The organism is Thiomonas arsenitoxydans, assembly GCF_000253115.1.
Taxonomy (GTDB): Bacteria; Pseudomonadota; Gammaproteobacteria; order Burkholderiales; family Burkholderiaceae_C; genus Thiomonas; species Thiomonas arsenitoxydans.
Genome location: NC_014145.1, coordinates 2,070,068 through 2,084,166, shown reverse-complemented (window position 1 = coordinate 2,084,166; position 14,099 = coordinate 2,070,068). Strand labels below are relative to the sequence as shown.

Sequence of the window (14,099 nt, the reverse complement as noted above, 5' to 3'; positions counted from 1 at the left end):
GACCTGGCATGACGGGCACGTCGGGGTTTCACAGCATCGTCTATCCCTCCCCGGAGCAGGAGGCCGCGCAGTCTCGCCCCGATCTTCGTGATGTGTTCCACGACTTGTTCTTAGAGGCGATTTTCATGGGGGCTTACGGCAGCTTTGCCCCGCGCGAAAAGCCGTCGCTCTATGTGGTCCATCAGGGAGATGACGAAGCACCCTATCGCGCCGAGGTGCTGGCTTTGTTGCAGGCGCTGTTCGGCACGCCCTTGCATGAGCTGAGCGTGGTGCAGTACCGTCAGGCCGCGCTACGCGACCTGAAACAGGCGCCGCTGCTCAAGGGCATGCGCGCGTTTCAGCGCGGCATGCAAGAGTTGCGCACCTCGCTGCGTCGCGCAGAAAAAGCGGATTACGCCGCCGAGGGGCAGCGCTGGTTTGTGGACGCCGCGCTGGTTTACGGCCATGCGCTGCAAGCCCTGCATCAGACGCTGGCCGGCGCGGAGCTGCAGTCGCAGGCGCTGCAATCCTTGCAGGGTCATGTCGCCGACTTGCTGGCCTCGCCCGCACACACCGAGCGCATGAAGGAAGCTCAGGCTTTGATCGAAGCGCTGGCGCAGGTGCGCTACGCCTTTCGCGTGGACGGCACCGCAGTCACCGTGCTGCAAGACCCGCAGGAGCCGGACTACAGCGCCACCATCGCCGATACTTTCGCGCGCTTTCGCCAGGGCGAGGTGAAAGACTACCGTGTGCAGTTCAACCCGGCTTCGCGGTTGAACCATGTGGAAGGGCAACTACTCGACCGTGTCGCCCTGCTGCACCCGGAGGTGTTCGAGCGGCTGGCGCAGTTTCGCAGCGCGCAGGAAGGTTTTGCCGAGGCCCGCATCGTGCGTCTGGACCGCGAGCTGGCCTGGTATCTGTCCTGGATCGATTACACCCAGCGCCTCGAGCGCGCCGGACTGCCGCTGTGTTTTCCCACCCTCAACCTCGAACAGGGCCATATAGACGCCCGCGAGGCCTACGACATGGCGCTGGCCTGGCAGTGTCTCGATGCGCAAAAACCGGTGGTGTGCAACGACATGGCGCTGCAAGGCGACGAGCGCATGCTGGTCGTCACCGGCCCCAACCACGGCGGCAAGACCACGCTGGCGCGCACCTTCGGCCAGTTGCACCACATCGCCTCGCTGGGTTTGACCGTGGCCGCGCACAGCGCCAGCCTGTTGCTGCCCGACCAGATGTTCACTCACTTCGAGCGGGTCGAAGACATCAGCAACCAGCGCGGCAAACTGCAGGATGATTTGGTGCGCATGCACCGCATTCTGGCCGCGGCCACGCCGCACAGCCTGGTGCTGATGAACGAGATCTTTTCGTCCACCACGCTCGATGATGCGCTTTGGCTGGCGCGGCACATCATGGCGCGGCTCGCCGCCATTGGCGCGGCCTGCGTGTTCGTCACCTTTCTCGACGAGCTCTCCACCTTTGATGCGCACACCGTAAGCATGGTGGGCACGGTCGATGCCCAAGACCCGACCCTGCGCACCTTCAAAGTGGTGCGACGCGCCGCCGATGGCAAGTCTTACGCGCTGGCGCTGGCGCAGAAATTCGGCGTCACCCGGCAGCAACTGCTCGAACGCATTCCCACATGAAAGCCCATCTGCTGTTTCCCGATCGTGACTTCGATCCCAAGGCCGATCCGCCGCCGCAATGGCCCGAGCTGGCGCAAGACCTGGAGGTCGATACCCTGCTGGGCGCAATGACCGAGGGTGACGCTTTTTTGCTCGACGTGGCGGCGCGCACCCTCATGGCCGCCAGCGGCGCAGGCGATGCCCGCGTCATCTCCTACCGGCAGTCCGCATTGCAGGATGCGCTCAATCATCCCGAACAGATGAGGGCGCTCTACGCGCTGGTGGTTGAAGCCATCGACAGCCGCAAGAAGCATCTGTTCGGCCTGGGGCTGTTCGGGCGTTATCCAAGCTTCAATCTGCGCGGCGCGGTCGAGCTGCTGCAGACCTTTGTGCAATACCTGCGCCGCTTGCGCCAGCAGGCTGATGCGCTGAGCGGCAGCTTCCGCTCCGAGGCCTTTGGCACGCTGTTCGAAAGCCTCAAACGCGACATCAGCGATGACTATTTCGATACGGTGCAGGAGCATCTGGAGACGCTGCGATTCCGGCATGGCGTGCTGCTCAGCTCGGGCCTTGGCCCGGGCAATGCGGGCAGCGGCTACGTGCTGCATGCGGGCAATGGCAGCCGTCCCGGCTGGCTGGCGCGGCTGCTGCACCAGGCCCCGCCGCAATACACCTTCCGCCTGGCCGAGCGCGACGAGGCGGGCGCGCAGGCGCTGTCTGAACTGGTCGATCGCGGCATCAACGACGTGGCCAACGCCATGGCGCAGGCCACCGATCATGTGCTGAGTTTCTTTGAACTGCTGCGCGCCGAACTGGGCTTTTACGTCGCCTGCCTCAATCTGCAACAGCGGTTGGCGGCGCTGGACGTGCCGGTGTGCATCCCCACGTTCAAGCCGATCGGCGCCTTGCAATTGCGCACGCAGGCGCTGCGCGACCCCACTCTGGCACTTACCCTGCAGCGCGCCCCGGTGGGCAATACGCTCGATGCAAACGGCAAGAACCTGATCGCCGTGACCGGGGCGAACCAGGGCGGCAAGTCCACCTTTCTGCGCTCTGTCGGGCTGGCTCAGCTCATGCTGCATGCCGGTCTGTTCGTCGCGGCCGAATCGTATGGCGGCGAGCTGGCCAGCGGTCTGTTCAGCCACTACAAGCGCGAAGAAGATGCCGGCATGCAGGGCGGCAAACTCGACGAAGAGCTCGACCGCATGAGCGTGATTGCCGATCAGATTCGCCCCGGTGCGCTCTGGCTGTCGAACGAATCGTTTGCCTCGACCAACGAGCGCGAAGGCTCCGAACTGCTGCTGCAGGCGGTCGATGCGCTGCGTCAGCGCGACATCAAGGTGGCGCTGGTCACGCACCTGTTCGACGCTGCAAGACGGCTGCAAGGCCAGAACGCCGATCAGGTGCTGATGCTGCGCGCCGAACGCCGCGACGACGGCAGCCGCAGCTTCCGGCTTGAGGCGGGCGATGCCCTGCAGACCAGTTTTGGCGCCGATCTTTACGCCGAAGTCTTCGGGCCGGATGAATCCTGATCGTTCTGTAAATCGGCCTTGTCCGCTTGGCGATGGGTTTGAAGCAGGTACTGGGCGCGGGTACGCACGGCGTGCGCCGGATGCTGCTCAGCCAGCCGCTGCAACGCGGCTTTGAGCCGCGGGTCGGCCGTGGGCATCTCGGCCAGGCTATGCAGGATTTCTAGCCCCTCGATCACATCACCGTCATGCTCCAGCGCACAGTCGGCCAGCGCCCCGATGGTGTGCGGATCGGCCTGTTTGCCCAGCGCGATGATGGCGCCCATGCGCGTTTCGCTCAGGGGATGGTGCAGGGCGTGGATCAGGCGGTCGGGGTAGGGCGTGTGCCGCGCGTAATCGTCGAGGTTGGTGCCGCAGTCGGGGCAGACCTGGGCATCGAGCGGAATTTCGGCAAAGCACCAGGTGCAATACTGAAAAGCGCTGCGCTCGCCCATGACGTGCTCCAGTGGTCAGAAGGTGATGCGCCGGTCGCTCACGTCGAAGTAATGCCGCGCATGCGCCACCAGTTGATTGTTCGAGGGATGGTCGACCGTTTCCACCGCGATCACCCGATCAAACACCTCCGGGTCGTGGCTGTGCAGGTGTTTGATGAGCCACAGCTTGGCCTGCCCCGGCCCGGTAATCAGAATTTCATGCGCGTCGCGCAGAGACTCTGCTACGGAGTGGTAGAAATGTTCATCTTCCTGCGCCTTGCCCGAGCCGATGGTGTTGGCCTTGTGATGCAGATGTTGATGCGGGTGCGGCGAGTGCACGATGGATTCGCGCACATGTTCTGGATCGACGAAGAACACATGCGCCTCGTTGTGGTCGATCCAGACCGCGGCGTGTTTCGAAGGATTCATGGCATTCGCGGCCTAGGCCGCGCCTCTGACATAAAAAGAGAAAGCGGGAAAAAAGCGGTCCGGCCCTGAGCCGGACCGCAAGGCTGAAATCAGTTGCAGCCGCACTGCGCCGACCAATAGACGATGTGGCCCGGCGGCACCATTTCCTGAATCCGCGGCAATACCGACTCGACCACCTCGGGTTCGTCATAGAACTCCAGCACCAGCGGCAGATGCACGTTCAGCCGCAGCAGGTCGTCGGCATGCACTTCGCCCTTGCTGCCGAACCCGGCCACGCCGCGAAACACGGTGACGCCGTGCACTTTGTGCTGTTCGTGCAGCAGCTTGAAGATCGAGCGCATCAGGTCGTGGTGATCGGTGTCCTTGTCGCCCTCTTTGATATAGACGCGAACCATGGTGACGGATTTGGCGCTCATGCTGAGACTCCCATATTGCGTGACAGATAGGCGCCAAACATGGCCGCTGCAACAGACAGCACAACCGAGGCGCCGATGTACAACCCGGCCTTCACCATCTCGCCGTTTTCAATCAGATTGAGCGATTCCAGGGAGAAGGTCGAGAAGGTGGTGTAGGCCCCCAGGCCGCCGGTGAGAATGCCAGTGCGCAGCTCAGGGCTGAGGTTGATGCGTTCCAGGGTTTCGAAAAACAGAAAGCCCATCAGGAATGAGCCTAGTACGTTGATCGACAGCGTGGCAAAAGGGAACGAGCGTCCCAGCACGCCCTGAACGACGATGCTCTGGCCGTAGCGCGCAAACGCGCCGATGATGGCGAAGAGGGCGATGAAGACGTAAGTCATAGGGAACATCCAAAAAAGGTTGGAAGTGAAAGAACTGCCACGCCGTGAGACGCAGCCCAAGAAACGCCGCAGAAGCCTGACTCAGCCTGGACTCCACACCAGCACCAAGCCAAAAATCACCAGCAACAACACGCCGATATAAGCCAGATAGGCGTTCATCAGCCCGTTCTGCAGGAATCGCAATTTGCGCGCCAGCCATTGCACCGCATGAACCGCAGGGTTGAACAGCAGCGGGCCGAACAGCGGCGCCTGCGAATAATCGAACTGCAATTCTTTCAGGAAATAGGCCTTGCCCTCGAACTGCCGCGCCACCGCGTTTTGCGGCCGGTAGATGAAGTTGTAGAACACCCGCAGCGCGTTGGAGAACGACAGCGCTGTGGTCGCCCCGGCGTGCGCGGCGTAGTCCTCGCCGCCGCACCACAGCGGCGCACGGCGTACGGCATAGCGGCGCCGACCCCATACCAGGGCCAAAGGAATGAGGGCGAGCAAGGGCACGACGATCACCAGCATGGCCGGTGAGATGAATGCGAACCCGGCCGACAGCGGCACCAGCAGCCAGTCATGCGTCATCTTCTGCGGGGCTTGCGCGGCGGGCCAGGCCGAGGCGGCCATCTGCGGCAGCCAGAACACCAGACTCACCGCGAACGCGGGCACGGCCAGCCCGGTGACGAGCACGGCCCCGCGTTGCAGCGGCGTGAGCGCAGTCTGGTGTTTGCGGTGCTGCGCGGCGTGTTCCTCGTTCTGCCCGAGCAGGCCGACGCCGAACAGCTTGACCATGGTTGCCAGCGCAATGGCCGCAGTCAGCGCCATGCCGGCGCCAGCCAGCGCCAGAGCGATGCGCGAACCATCGGTCTTGAGGGTGAAGTCGTGGAACAGGCTCTGGAACAGATACCACTCGCTGACGAAGCCCGCGGTGGGCGGCATGGCGGCCAGACTCATGGCGCCGAACACTGCGCCCAGCCCGAGGGTGAGCGGCGCATGGCGCAGGATGGCGCTTTGCCGCAGGTGATGGTTGCCCTGCAGCGCGGCGGCGGCATCGGCACTGAGAAACAGCGTGCCCTTGGCCAGGCTGTGGCCCATGAGGTGCAGCATGCCCACTGTCCAGGCAAGGGCCGAGAGGGCGTCTTGCCCCCCCGCGCGGAAAATGAGCGCCGCCCCCAGCGCGGTGACGGCGACCCCGGCGTTTTCGGCGGAGGAGAAGGCGAGCAAGCGCCGCCAGTCGCTCTGCTGGAAGGCATAGAGAATCGCCAGAATGGCGGTGAACGTGCCCGCAGCCAGCACCACCACGCCGAACGCGGCCAGCCAGGGCGGATGGCCCATCCACTGCAGCAGCGCACGGCCAAGGGCGAAGTAGGCCGCATTCATCACCACCCCGGACATCAGCGCGCCGCTGGAGCCACTGCCGCTGCCGTAGGCGCCTGGGTACCACTCGTAAAACGGCAGCAGCCCGAGCTTGGCGCCGAAGCCCGCCAGCCACAGCAGGCCGAGGAAGAAGGCCGAAGCCACGCCCCACTGCGTCCATTGCAGCGCGTAGGTGCCGAAGGCCAGGCTTTGGCCCAGCATGAGCACGGCCAGCAGCAGCGCCACGCCGCCGACTTCGAGCAGCGCGAGCATGAACAGATTGTCGCGCCCGGCCTGCACGCTGCGATGGTCGGCCAGCAGCATGAGCGCGCCGCCGAAGCCCATCACTTCCCAAGCGATGAGAAAGCTCGCGCCGTCCTGCAAGCCATACAACCCGAGCGCACCGAGCAGCGACAGTGCCGCGCCAGCGGCCCAGCCGCGGGCGTGCCCCGTGCCGCCAAGCAGGCTGGCAAAAAAGGCGGGCAGCAGCGCGGGCAGCATCAGCCACAGTGCGGAGGCATCGGGTTGAAACACCACTGGCGAGTTGCCCAGCAGCAGCAAGGTCTGGCTGGCGCCGCCTTCGGGCAGACCCCACAGCGCGCCCAGCGCCGCCAGCACGCAGCCTGCCGCCAGCAGCAGACGGGGCAGGGCGGTGCCGATGAGCAGATCGGCCAGCAGCGCCAGCAACCAGGCCAACGCGGCCAAGCCGAAAGCGGTCAACGAGACGGAATCAGGCAGATTCATAAACGCCTCCGTGCACCCGCTGCGGGCTGCGCCGCAGCAGCAAAAGCAGCGCTTCGATCAGCGCCGCCGGGTTGGGTGGGCAGCCGGGCAGCCACACGTCCACTGGCAGAATGCCGTCCAGCCCCTCGTGGCAGGCATAACCGCCGCCATTGGTGCCGCCCCCGGTGGCGCAAGTGCCGGCGGCCATGACCCAGCGCGGCTGGGGCATGGCCTCATAGGTACGCAGCAGCGGCTCGCGCATGGCGGCAGTCACCGGGCCGGTGACCAGCAACAGGTCGGCAAACCGCGGCGAGGGTGTGAAAAAAACGCCCAGCCGGTGCAGGTTGTAGAAGGGGTTGAGCAGGGCCTGCAGCTCGCTTTCGCAACCGTTGCACGAACCGGTGTCCACATGGCGGATGTGCAGACTTTTGCCGAAACCTTTCATCGCTTGCGCGAGTTCGGCTTCTTTCGCGGCGTCGGGGTTCGTGGGGGCGGCTTGGGCGGGGTTGAGCAGATCGGACTTGTCGCGCACGCCAAACGCCCAGTCATGGCTGACGCTGAACGCGCTTTCCGGGCAGACCTCGGTGCAGAGCTGGCAACCGACGCAGCGGGCGTAATCGAGCTGAACCGCGCCCGCTTCGCTGCGCTTGATGGCCGAGGCAGGGCAGACCGCGACGCAATCGCTGCAGCCGCTTTGCTCGCTGGAACAGCGCGCGGCATCGAAGCGCGGCAGGCCGAGCACGCCCTCCTGCCCGTCCGGGCCGGGGCGCTCGGGCCAGGGGGTGGTGGCGCGGCCTTTTTGAAGGCTAAACCAAGTCCATACAGGCATGGCGGCTCTCCTCTTTCAGCGGTCAGCGCCCGCGATGGACAGGCCGAAGCTGGCTTCGTTGATGGCGTAATCCATCATGTTGCTGTCCTCCACAGTGAACGGAAACACCCGCCAGTTCGAGAACGACGGCTCTTTGATTTTCACGCGCTGCAGGCGGGTGCGGTCTTCGCTCAAGTGCACGGCGTAAAGCAGACCGCCGCGCGTGGCCTCCACCCAGCCCAGCCCTTCGCCCTGCGGATCGGCGTCTTCCATCACGTCGAAGCGCAGCACCTCGCCCGGCTTGGTGCGGCCGATGGTCTGACGAATGATGGCCAGCGATTCGCGGATTTCTTCCATGCGCACCAGTGAGCGCGCGTGGGCGTCGCCGCCTTGCTGCACGGGCACCGAGAAGCGCACCTTCTCGTAGTTGGCGTAGGGATGATCGCGGCGCAGATCGCGGTCCAGGTTGCTGGCGCGCTCGATCGGGCCGCAGGCGCCCTGGTCGAAGGCCACCTGGCGCTCCAAGCGGCCCGTGGTCATCAGCCGGTCGAGGTGGCTGCGGGTGTTTTCCAGGCGCTGCAGATAGCGGTCGATCTCGTCATTGACGCTGTCGAGCGCCTTGTCCAGACCCGAGATGTCGAGGTCGCGGCGCAGGCCGCCGGGGGTGATGAGCCCGCGCAGAAAGCGGCTGCCGGTGAGTCTGCCGTTGATCTGCTTCACCCTCTCTTCCAGCAGATGGCCTTCGGTCTCACCGACCTTGAGCGTGGTGGTCTTGGACAGATGGCCGAGGTAATGCAGATGGTTGTACAGACGCTCCAGCTCGGCCAGGACGACGCGCAGATAGCGGGCGCGCGGCGGTGGGCGCCAGCCCATGGCGCCCTCCACAGCCTGGGCAAATGCCAGCGCATGCGCCACCGAGTCGATACCGCTCACGCGCTCGGCCAGCACCGCGCCCGTCGCCAGCGTGGCGCCTTCAAAGCGCCCTTCCATCGCCCGGTGCTTGTAGAACAGCCGCGGGTGATAGTGCAGGATGCCTTCGCCGATGTAGAAAAACAAAAACTGCGCCGACTCGACGATGTCGGCCCGCACCGGGCCGAAAGGCAGACGCTGGATGTCCGGCCCCTGCACCTGCGGCACGATGGGCGGCAGCGGCGAATAGTCTCTTGCAGGGGCTGCGGGGTCGAAGCCAGATGCCAAGGGCGCCGGATCGCGCGGCTCGCCCTCGTGCAAAACCAGTGGGTTCGGCTCGGGATGACCTTCGAAGCGCAGGCCGTATAAGTCCATCATCTCGCGCTCGTACCAGCCCAGCAGCGGCAGCTTGTTGGCCAGCGAGGGCAGGGTGCGGTCTTTCGGCCGCACGCGCCAGACCTTGTAGGGTTGGTTCGTGCCCTGGTTGAGCAAACCGTCGGGCCGCCCCAAGGTTTGCTCGCCCCCTTGGGGGGCAGGCACCGCTTGCGGCGCCGTGGGGGCGCTACTGACGTAAATGACCTCCATGCCTCCCTCGGCGCAAATACAGGCGTAGGCCATCTGCATGCGGCCGTGGGCGCTGGGCGTGTCGCCCAGTTCGGTGAGCAGGCTGTCGGCCGCCGTCAGCAATTCGGCGGGGCTCAGGCGGGTGGTGTCGCAAAAACGCATGTCACACCCCTCCGAGTTGCGTGGCGATGCTCGCCAGATGATTCCAGATCGGCGGCAGCCACCACAGGCCGAGCAGCAGGATGGCGGCCAGCGCCACCGCCATCGGCGCCACATGCACGAATTTCAATTCCAGATGCGGCTCATGGTCGGGGCGCGGGCCGAAGAACATGGCGCGGAAGTGGTTGAGAAAGCTGATGAAAATGACAATGAGCAGCACCGCCATCCACCACACCGCCCAGGGGTTGGCGCTCTGCATGCCGCCGCGCAGGATGGTGAGTTCCGACAGAAATAGCCCGAACGGCGGCGCGCCCGTGATGGCCACCGCCCCGGCCAGCCAGATCGCGCCGCTGCGCGGAAAAAAGCGCAGCACGCGGCGAATCTTGGCGATCTCCTTGCTCTCATAAGCGTGCATCATGTTGCCAGCGCCGAAAAACACCAGCGATTTGGTCAGCGAGTGGTTGAGCATGTGATAGAGCGCGCCGATCACGCCCAGCGGCCCGCCGAAGCCGAAGCCCAGCGCGATCACGCCCATATGCTCCACACTCGAATACGCCGCCAGCCGTTTGACGATGGTTTGGCGGCTGATGAACAGCGCCGCCACCAGCAGGCTGAAGGCGCCCAGAACCACCAAGGTGGTGCGCGCCATCGTTTCAATGGACGTGCCTTGCAGAATGTGCAGATAGCGCACGATGCCCAGCATGGCGCAGTTGAGCAGCGCGCCCGAGAGCATGGCCGAGACAGGCGCCGGGCCTTCGCTGTGCGCATCCGGCAGCCAGGTGTGCATGGGGGCCAGGCCCACCTTGGTGCCAAAACCCACCAGCACCAGCAGGAAAGAAAGCATCAGCAGCAAGGGCTCGGCCTTGGGGGCGATGGCGGCGAGATTGGCCCAGGTCATGTCGTACACCGGGCCGAGGATGAAGGTGCCGGCCCAGTAAAACAGCACCGTGCCCAGCAGCGCCAAACCCAGCCCGGCGGAGACGATGACGATGTACTTCCACGCCGCCTCGATGCTTTCGGGCGCGCGTTGAAAGCCCACCAGAAAGGCGCTGACGATGGTGGTGAGGTCGATGGCGATCCAGTACAGGCCCGGATTGTTCTGCGCCGGGGCGAAGAACATGGTCAGCGCGAACGCCGCAAACAACGAATAGAAGCGGTGCAGCCGCGCCTGCTCGCCGTGCATCCAGCGCATATAGCCGATGGCGTACACGCTGGCCAGCAGATACACCATGGCCAGGCAGAACATCACCCACACGCCGAAGGTGTCGAGCAGCAGGTAATGGTTCAGCGCGGTGATGGGCTGACTGGGCGTGGCGATGAGCAACACGACGACCAGCACGAAGTCGATGATGGCCGCGGCGAGGTTGAGCGCTTCGGCCACGCGACTGCGACGCGACACCCAGCTCCCCGCCATCGCCAGCGCGGTGACGATCCAGATGGCATATAACGCGTTCCAGATCATCGCCTCACCCCACCAGCCTTGTGAGTTCGCGGCTGCTCGTGGTGCCGATTTCCTTGTGCAGGAAGCGGATCAGCATGCCGAAGGTGGAGACGATGATCAGCAAGTCGAACAGAATCACCATTTCCAGTAGCAAGGGCATGCCCGGCACCAGAATCTGCGAGCCTAGAAAGATGCCGTTCTCGATCACCAGCAGCCCGAGGATGGAACTCACCGCCTCTGCCCGCAGCACCAGCATGAGAAAGCCGATGAGCTTGAGCGAGAACATGGCGGTGAGCGCCAGCACCGCGATGTTGTCCACCAGATTCATACGCACGCCCAGCTTGTGCGCAAGCGCATAGGAAAACAGCACCAGAAAGCCGCCCAGCACGATGCTCGACGCCGGCTGCAGCAGCGGGGTGAACTCGCGGTTCTGCCCCAGCCCGTTGACGATGCGCACCAGCAGATAAGGCAGCAACGTGCCGCGAAACAGCGCGGTGAGCGCGGCGATGAACACCAGCTCCGGGTAATGGCCGGTGATGCCGATAGCTGCCGATAGCGCCGCGATCACCCAAGATTCCGCGGCGAACGCCAGAATGTGGTTCTTGATCCAGTGCGATCCCAGCATGACAAAAGCCAGGATGAGCGCGACGATGGTCAGCAGGCTGAAGAGCGAGGCCTGCACGCCGCCGAGGTGGAAGATCAGCATGGTTGGTCCCTCACACCTGACGCGCCACGATGGCGAGAATTGCCATCAGGAAAGACAGCGCCAGCGGCTCTTGATAGCGGTAGAAGCGCAGGCGCGACTGCGCGGTATCGACGAACACCATGATCAGCGCAACCACCGCCCATTTGGCCAGCAGCGCAAGGGTGGCGCCCAGAATGCCCAGCGCCGTGCCTTTGATGGACAAACCCCAGGGAATGGTCAGCACGTTGAGAAAAATGGTGTAGAGAATGGCCTGCTTCATCCACGACGCCCACTTCAGCAGCGCAAGCAGCGGGCCGGAGTATTCGAGGATGCGGGCCTCGCCGATCATGTAGATCTCGTAGTGGATGCTCGAATGGATGGGCAGCCGCTCGGTTTCCACCGTCAGCAAAATGAAAAAAGCCGCAACCAGGAACAAATGCGCCGGGCTCCAGAACACCGCCGCGCTGGCCACCAGCAGATGGTTGACCACGAAGGGCAGCATGGCCTGCGCCAGCAGGGTGATGCCGACGAACACCATGATCAGCGTGGGCTCGGCCAGAATGGAGAGCATGGCCTCACGACTCGACCCCAGTCCGCCGTAGGGATGGCCGCTGTCCAGCCCGGCGAGCAGGATGGCGAAGCCACCCAGGGTGAGAATGAGCCCGCCGCCGAGAATGTCGCCCATGTCGGAGAGCGGCAGCGGATAGTTGGTCAGCACCGGAATGAGAATGGGCACCGTGAGCATGGCCGAGAACGCCACGATGGGCGCGGCCCAGAAAATCCACGAAGCCGTCTGCGGCACCACGATCTCTTTGCGCAGCAGCTTGAACAGATCGCGGTAAGGCTGAAAGAGGCTGGGGCCGCGGCCGCGCTGCACCTTCTCTTCCATCGTGACGATGAAACCGTGCAGCAAAGGCGAGAGCAGCACAATGGCCAGTACCTGGCACACTTGCTGCAAGATGACGTCACCGCGCATGGCTCCTCCCTGTCGTGAAACGCAAGCGATTGCATGGCTTGCGGCAGGTAGGAGTCATTAGCTTGGGGGCAGCCCCACGCGGTTTTGGCGAACTCCATCGCCTAATGGTTGCTGTGCAGTCTAGGAGTTCAAACCGAAAAGGGTCAAGCTGACATCCGTTTCAAAACGAAAATATGGCGACCAAACTTTACCCTAGCGAGATGGCTGAATGATGCGGTCACAACCTCGCCACTGGCAATGCTGGGCCGCAGGCGCTACAAACTTAGAAATACACGCGGGAGACGACGCATGAACCGTAACGGCAACACTACCCAGCAGTTGATAGAGCCCAGCGAGGGCAACCGGATCGAGACCGACTCGTTCGGTCCCATCGAAGTGTCCGAGGCGCATCTGTGGGGCGCGCAGACGCAGCGCTCGCTGCAGCATTTCGCGATTTCCACCGAGCAGATGCCGCGCGAGTTCATCCGCGCCCTGGCGCTGGTCAAGCGGGCCTGCGCCGGCGTGAATGCCGAGTTGGGCAAACTCGATCTGCGCACCGCGCAGGCCATTATCGAGGCGGCCGATGAGGTCATTGCCGAACGCTATCCCGACGAGTTTCCGCTGGCGGTCTGGCAGACCGGCTCGGGCACGCAGACCAATATGAACATGAACGAGGTGCTCGCCAACCGCGCCTCGGTGCTGCTGGGCGGTGGCGTGGGTCTGGCGCGCAGCGTGCATCCCAACGATCAGGTCAATATGGGGCAGTCGTCGAATGACATTTTCCCCACGGCCATGCATGTGGCCGCCGCTTCGCAGACCGTGCAATATCTGCTGCCCGCACTCATCGCCCTGCGCACCACCCTGCAGACCAAGGCGGAATCTTTCGCCGACATCGTCAAAATCGGCCGCACCCATTTGCAGGACGCCACGCCTCTCACCCTCGGGCAGGAATTTTCGGGCTACGTCGCCCAACTCGATCTGGCAAGGCGCGCCGTCGACGCCGCGCTGGGGCCGGTCTATGCACTGGCCGTGGGTGGCACCGCGGTGGGCACCGGGCTCAACACCCATGCGTCGTTCGGCGTGCGCGTGGCCACCGAGTTGGCGCGGCAGACCGGGCTGCCGTTCACCAGCGCCGAGAACAAGTTCGCCGCGCTCGCCGGGCACGAGGCGCTGGTGTTCCTGCACGGCGCGCTCAAAACGCTCGCGACGGCACTGATGAAAATCGCCAATGACGTGCGCTGGCTGGCTTCCGGTCCGCGCAGCGGGTTGGGCGAGATTCGCATTCCCGAGAACGAGCCGGGCAGTTCCATCATGCCGGGCAAGGTCAACCCCACGCAGTGCGAGGCGCTCACCATGGTGTGCGCGCAGGTGTTCGGCAACGATGTGGCGATCAATATCGGCGGGGCTTCCGGCAACTTCGAGCTCAATGTGTTCAAGCCGCTGATCGCGCACAACGTGCTGCAAAGCCTGCGGCTGCTGGCCGATGCGATGAACAGCTTCGATCATCATCTGGCGCGCGGCATCGAGGCCGACCGGGCGCGCATCACCGAGTTGATGCAGCGTTCGCTGATGCTCGTTACCGCGCTTGCGCCGCACATCGGCTACGACCAGGCGGCGGCCATTGCCAAGTCGGCCCACCACAGCGGTAGCACCCTGCGCGAAGCAGCGCTGGCCTCGGGGCTGGTGAGTGCGGAAGACTATGACCGCTGGGTGCGGCCGCAGGACATGGTGAGAACCAGTTGA

At 64.3% G+C, this 14,099-nt stretch carries 13 protein-coding genes and 1 riboswitch; of the genes, 3 read left to right on the top strand and 10 right to left on the bottom strand.

Annotation, left to right across the window (positions count from 1 at the left end; translation table 11 throughout):
* The first annotated feature begins 8 nt into the window (after positions 1–8).
* Together THI_RS09750 and THI_RS09745 are read left to right on the top strand one after the other, a co-directional pair.
* The gene (locus tag THI_RS09750; protein ID WP_013106090.1) at positions 9–1,625 is read left to right on the top strand and encodes a MutS-related protein; all 1,617 of its coding nucleotides are present in this window, start codon (positions 9–11) and stop codon (positions 1,623–1,625) included.
* Positions 1,622–3,136: a MutS-related protein gene (locus THI_RS09745; RefSeq protein ID WP_013106089.1), complete on the top strand. Its 1,515-nt coding sequence runs from the start codon at positions 1,622–1,624 to the stop codon at positions 3,134–3,136. Before THI_RS09750 ends, THI_RS09745 begins: the two co-directional genes overlap by 4 nt.
* Here THI_RS09745 and THI_RS09740 read toward each other — a convergent pair.
* The 10 genes from THI_RS09740 to THI_RS09695 all read right to left on the bottom strand — a co-directional run bounded on the left by THI_RS09740 (position 3,103) and on the right by THI_RS09695 (position 12,377).
* Complete coding sequence (locus THI_RS09740) at positions 3,103–3,567, bottom strand: HEAT repeat domain-containing protein (protein ID WP_013106088.1); 465 nt, start codon at positions 3,565–3,567, stop codon at positions 3,103–3,105. The two genes, THI_RS09745 and THI_RS09740, sit on opposite strands and share 34 nt — an antisense overlap.
* A 15-nt stretch (positions 3,568–3,582) precedes the next feature.
* Entirely contained in the window at positions 3,583–3,975 is a 393-nt protein-coding gene (locus THI_RS09735) for a translational machinery protein (RefSeq protein ID WP_013106087.1), read from the bottom strand.
* Positions 3,976–4,064: 89 nt separating this feature from the next.
* Positions 4,065–4,391, bottom strand: coding sequence for a DUF190 domain-containing protein (locus THI_RS09730; protein ID WP_013106086.1), 327 nt, complete (start codon positions 4,389–4,391; stop codon positions 4,065–4,067).
* Positions 4,388–4,771: a fluoride efflux transporter CrcB gene (gene crcB / locus THI_RS09725; RefSeq protein ID WP_013106085.1), complete on the bottom strand. Its 384-nt coding sequence runs from the start codon at positions 4,769–4,771 to the stop codon at positions 4,388–4,390. Before crcB ends, THI_RS09730 begins: the two co-directional genes overlap by 4 nt.
* 81 nt (positions 4,772–4,852) lie before the next feature.
* Positions 4,853–6,856 (bottom strand): proton-conducting transporter transmembrane domain-containing protein, encoded by a 2,004-nt coding sequence (locus THI_RS09720; protein WP_013106084.1) that lies wholly within the window; start codon positions 6,854–6,856, stop codon positions 4,853–4,855.
* Complete coding sequence (gene nuoB / locus THI_RS09715; RefSeq protein WP_013106083.1) at positions 6,843–7,664, bottom strand: NADH-quinone oxidoreductase subunit NuoB; 822 nt, start codon at positions 7,662–7,664, stop codon at positions 6,843–6,845. The genes THI_RS09720 and nuoB overlap by 14 nt, the downstream gene beginning before the upstream one ends.
* A 15-nt stretch (positions 7,665–7,679) precedes the next feature.
* Positions 7,680–9,278, bottom strand: a complete 1,599-nt coding sequence (locus tag THI_RS09710) for an NADH-quinone oxidoreductase subunit D (RefSeq protein ID WP_013106082.1) — start codon at positions 9,276–9,278, stop codon at positions 7,680–7,682.
* Position 9,279: 1 nt separating this feature from the next.
* Positions 9,280–10,737, bottom strand: a complete 1,458-nt coding sequence (locus THI_RS09705; RefSeq protein WP_013106081.1) for a proton-conducting transporter transmembrane domain-containing protein — start codon at positions 10,735–10,737, stop codon at positions 9,280–9,282.
* 4 nt (positions 10,738–10,741) lie between these two features.
* On the bottom strand, positions 10,742–11,422 hold the full coding sequence (locus THI_RS09700) for a HyfE, hydrogenase 4 membrane component (E) (protein WP_013106080.1): 681 nt from the start codon (positions 11,420–11,422) through the stop codon (positions 10,742–10,744).
* A gap of 10 nt (positions 11,423–11,432) precedes the next feature.
* Positions 11,433–12,377: a respiratory chain complex I subunit 1 family protein gene (locus THI_RS09695; RefSeq protein WP_013106079.1), complete on the bottom strand. Its 945-nt coding sequence runs from the start codon at positions 12,375–12,377 to the stop codon at positions 11,433–11,435.
* 41 nt (positions 12,378–12,418) lie between these two features.
* Positions 12,419–12,488, bottom strand: a riboswitch (Fluoride riboswitch).
* A gap of 177 nt (positions 12,489–12,665) precedes the next feature.
* On the opposite strand from THI_RS09695, the gene fumC reads away from it, so the two are divergent.
* Positions 12,666–14,099, top strand: coding sequence for a class II fumarate hydratase (fumC, locus tag THI_RS09690; RefSeq protein ID WP_050985939.1), 1,434 nt, complete (start codon positions 12,666–12,668; stop codon positions 14,097–14,099).

What these genes read in the sequence shown, in the direction of transcription:
- fumC (WP_050985939.1), top strand. Translation starts at nt 12,666, where the DNA reads ATGAACCGTAACGGCAACACTACCCAGCAGTTGATAGAGCCCAGCGAG.
- THI_RS09740 (WP_013106088.1), bottom strand. Translation starts at nt 3,567, where the DNA reads ATGGGCGAGCGCAGCGCTTTTCAGTATTGCACCTGGTGCTTTGCCGAA.
- THI_RS09720 (WP_013106084.1), bottom strand. Translation starts at nt 6,856, where the DNA reads ATGAATCTGCCTGATTCCGTCTCGTTGACCGCTTTCGGCTTGGCCGCG.
- THI_RS09695 (WP_013106079.1), bottom strand. Translation starts at nt 12,377, where the DNA reads ATGCGCGGTGACGTCATCTTGCAGCAAGTGTGCCAGGTACTGGCCATT.
- THI_RS09710 (WP_013106082.1), bottom strand. Translation starts at nt 9,278, where the DNA reads ATGCGTTTTTGCGACACCACCCGCCTGAGCCCCGCCGAATTGCTGACG.
- THI_RS09700 (WP_013106080.1), bottom strand. Translation starts at nt 11,422, where the DNA reads ATGCTGATCTTCCACCTCGGCGGCGTGCAGGCCTCGCTCTTCAGCCTG.
- THI_RS09750 (WP_013106090.1), top strand. Translation starts at nt 9, where the DNA reads ATGACGGGCACGTCGGGGTTTCACAGCATCGTCTATCCCTCCCCGGAG.
- THI_RS09735 (WP_013106087.1), bottom strand. Translation starts at nt 3,975, where the DNA reads ATGAATCCTTCGAAACACGCCGCGGTCTGGATCGACCACAACGAGGCG.
- THI_RS09705 (WP_013106081.1), bottom strand. Translation starts at nt 10,737, where the DNA reads ATGATCTGGAACGCGTTATATGCCATCTGGATCGTCACCGCGCTGGCG.
- THI_RS09745 (WP_013106089.1), top strand. Translation starts at nt 1,622, where the DNA reads ATGAAAGCCCATCTGCTGTTTCCCGATCGTGACTTCGATCCCAAGGCC.
- THI_RS09730 (WP_013106086.1), bottom strand. Translation starts at nt 4,391, where the DNA reads ATGAGCGCCAAATCCGTCACCATGGTTCGCGTCTATATCAAAGAGGGC.
- nuoB (WP_013106083.1), bottom strand. Translation starts at nt 7,664, where the DNA reads ATGCCTGTATGGACTTGGTTTAGCCTTCAAAAAGGCCGCGCCACCACC.
- crcB (WP_013106085.1), bottom strand. Translation starts at nt 4,771, where the DNA reads ATGACTTACGTCTTCATCGCCCTCTTCGCCATCATCGGCGCGTTTGCG.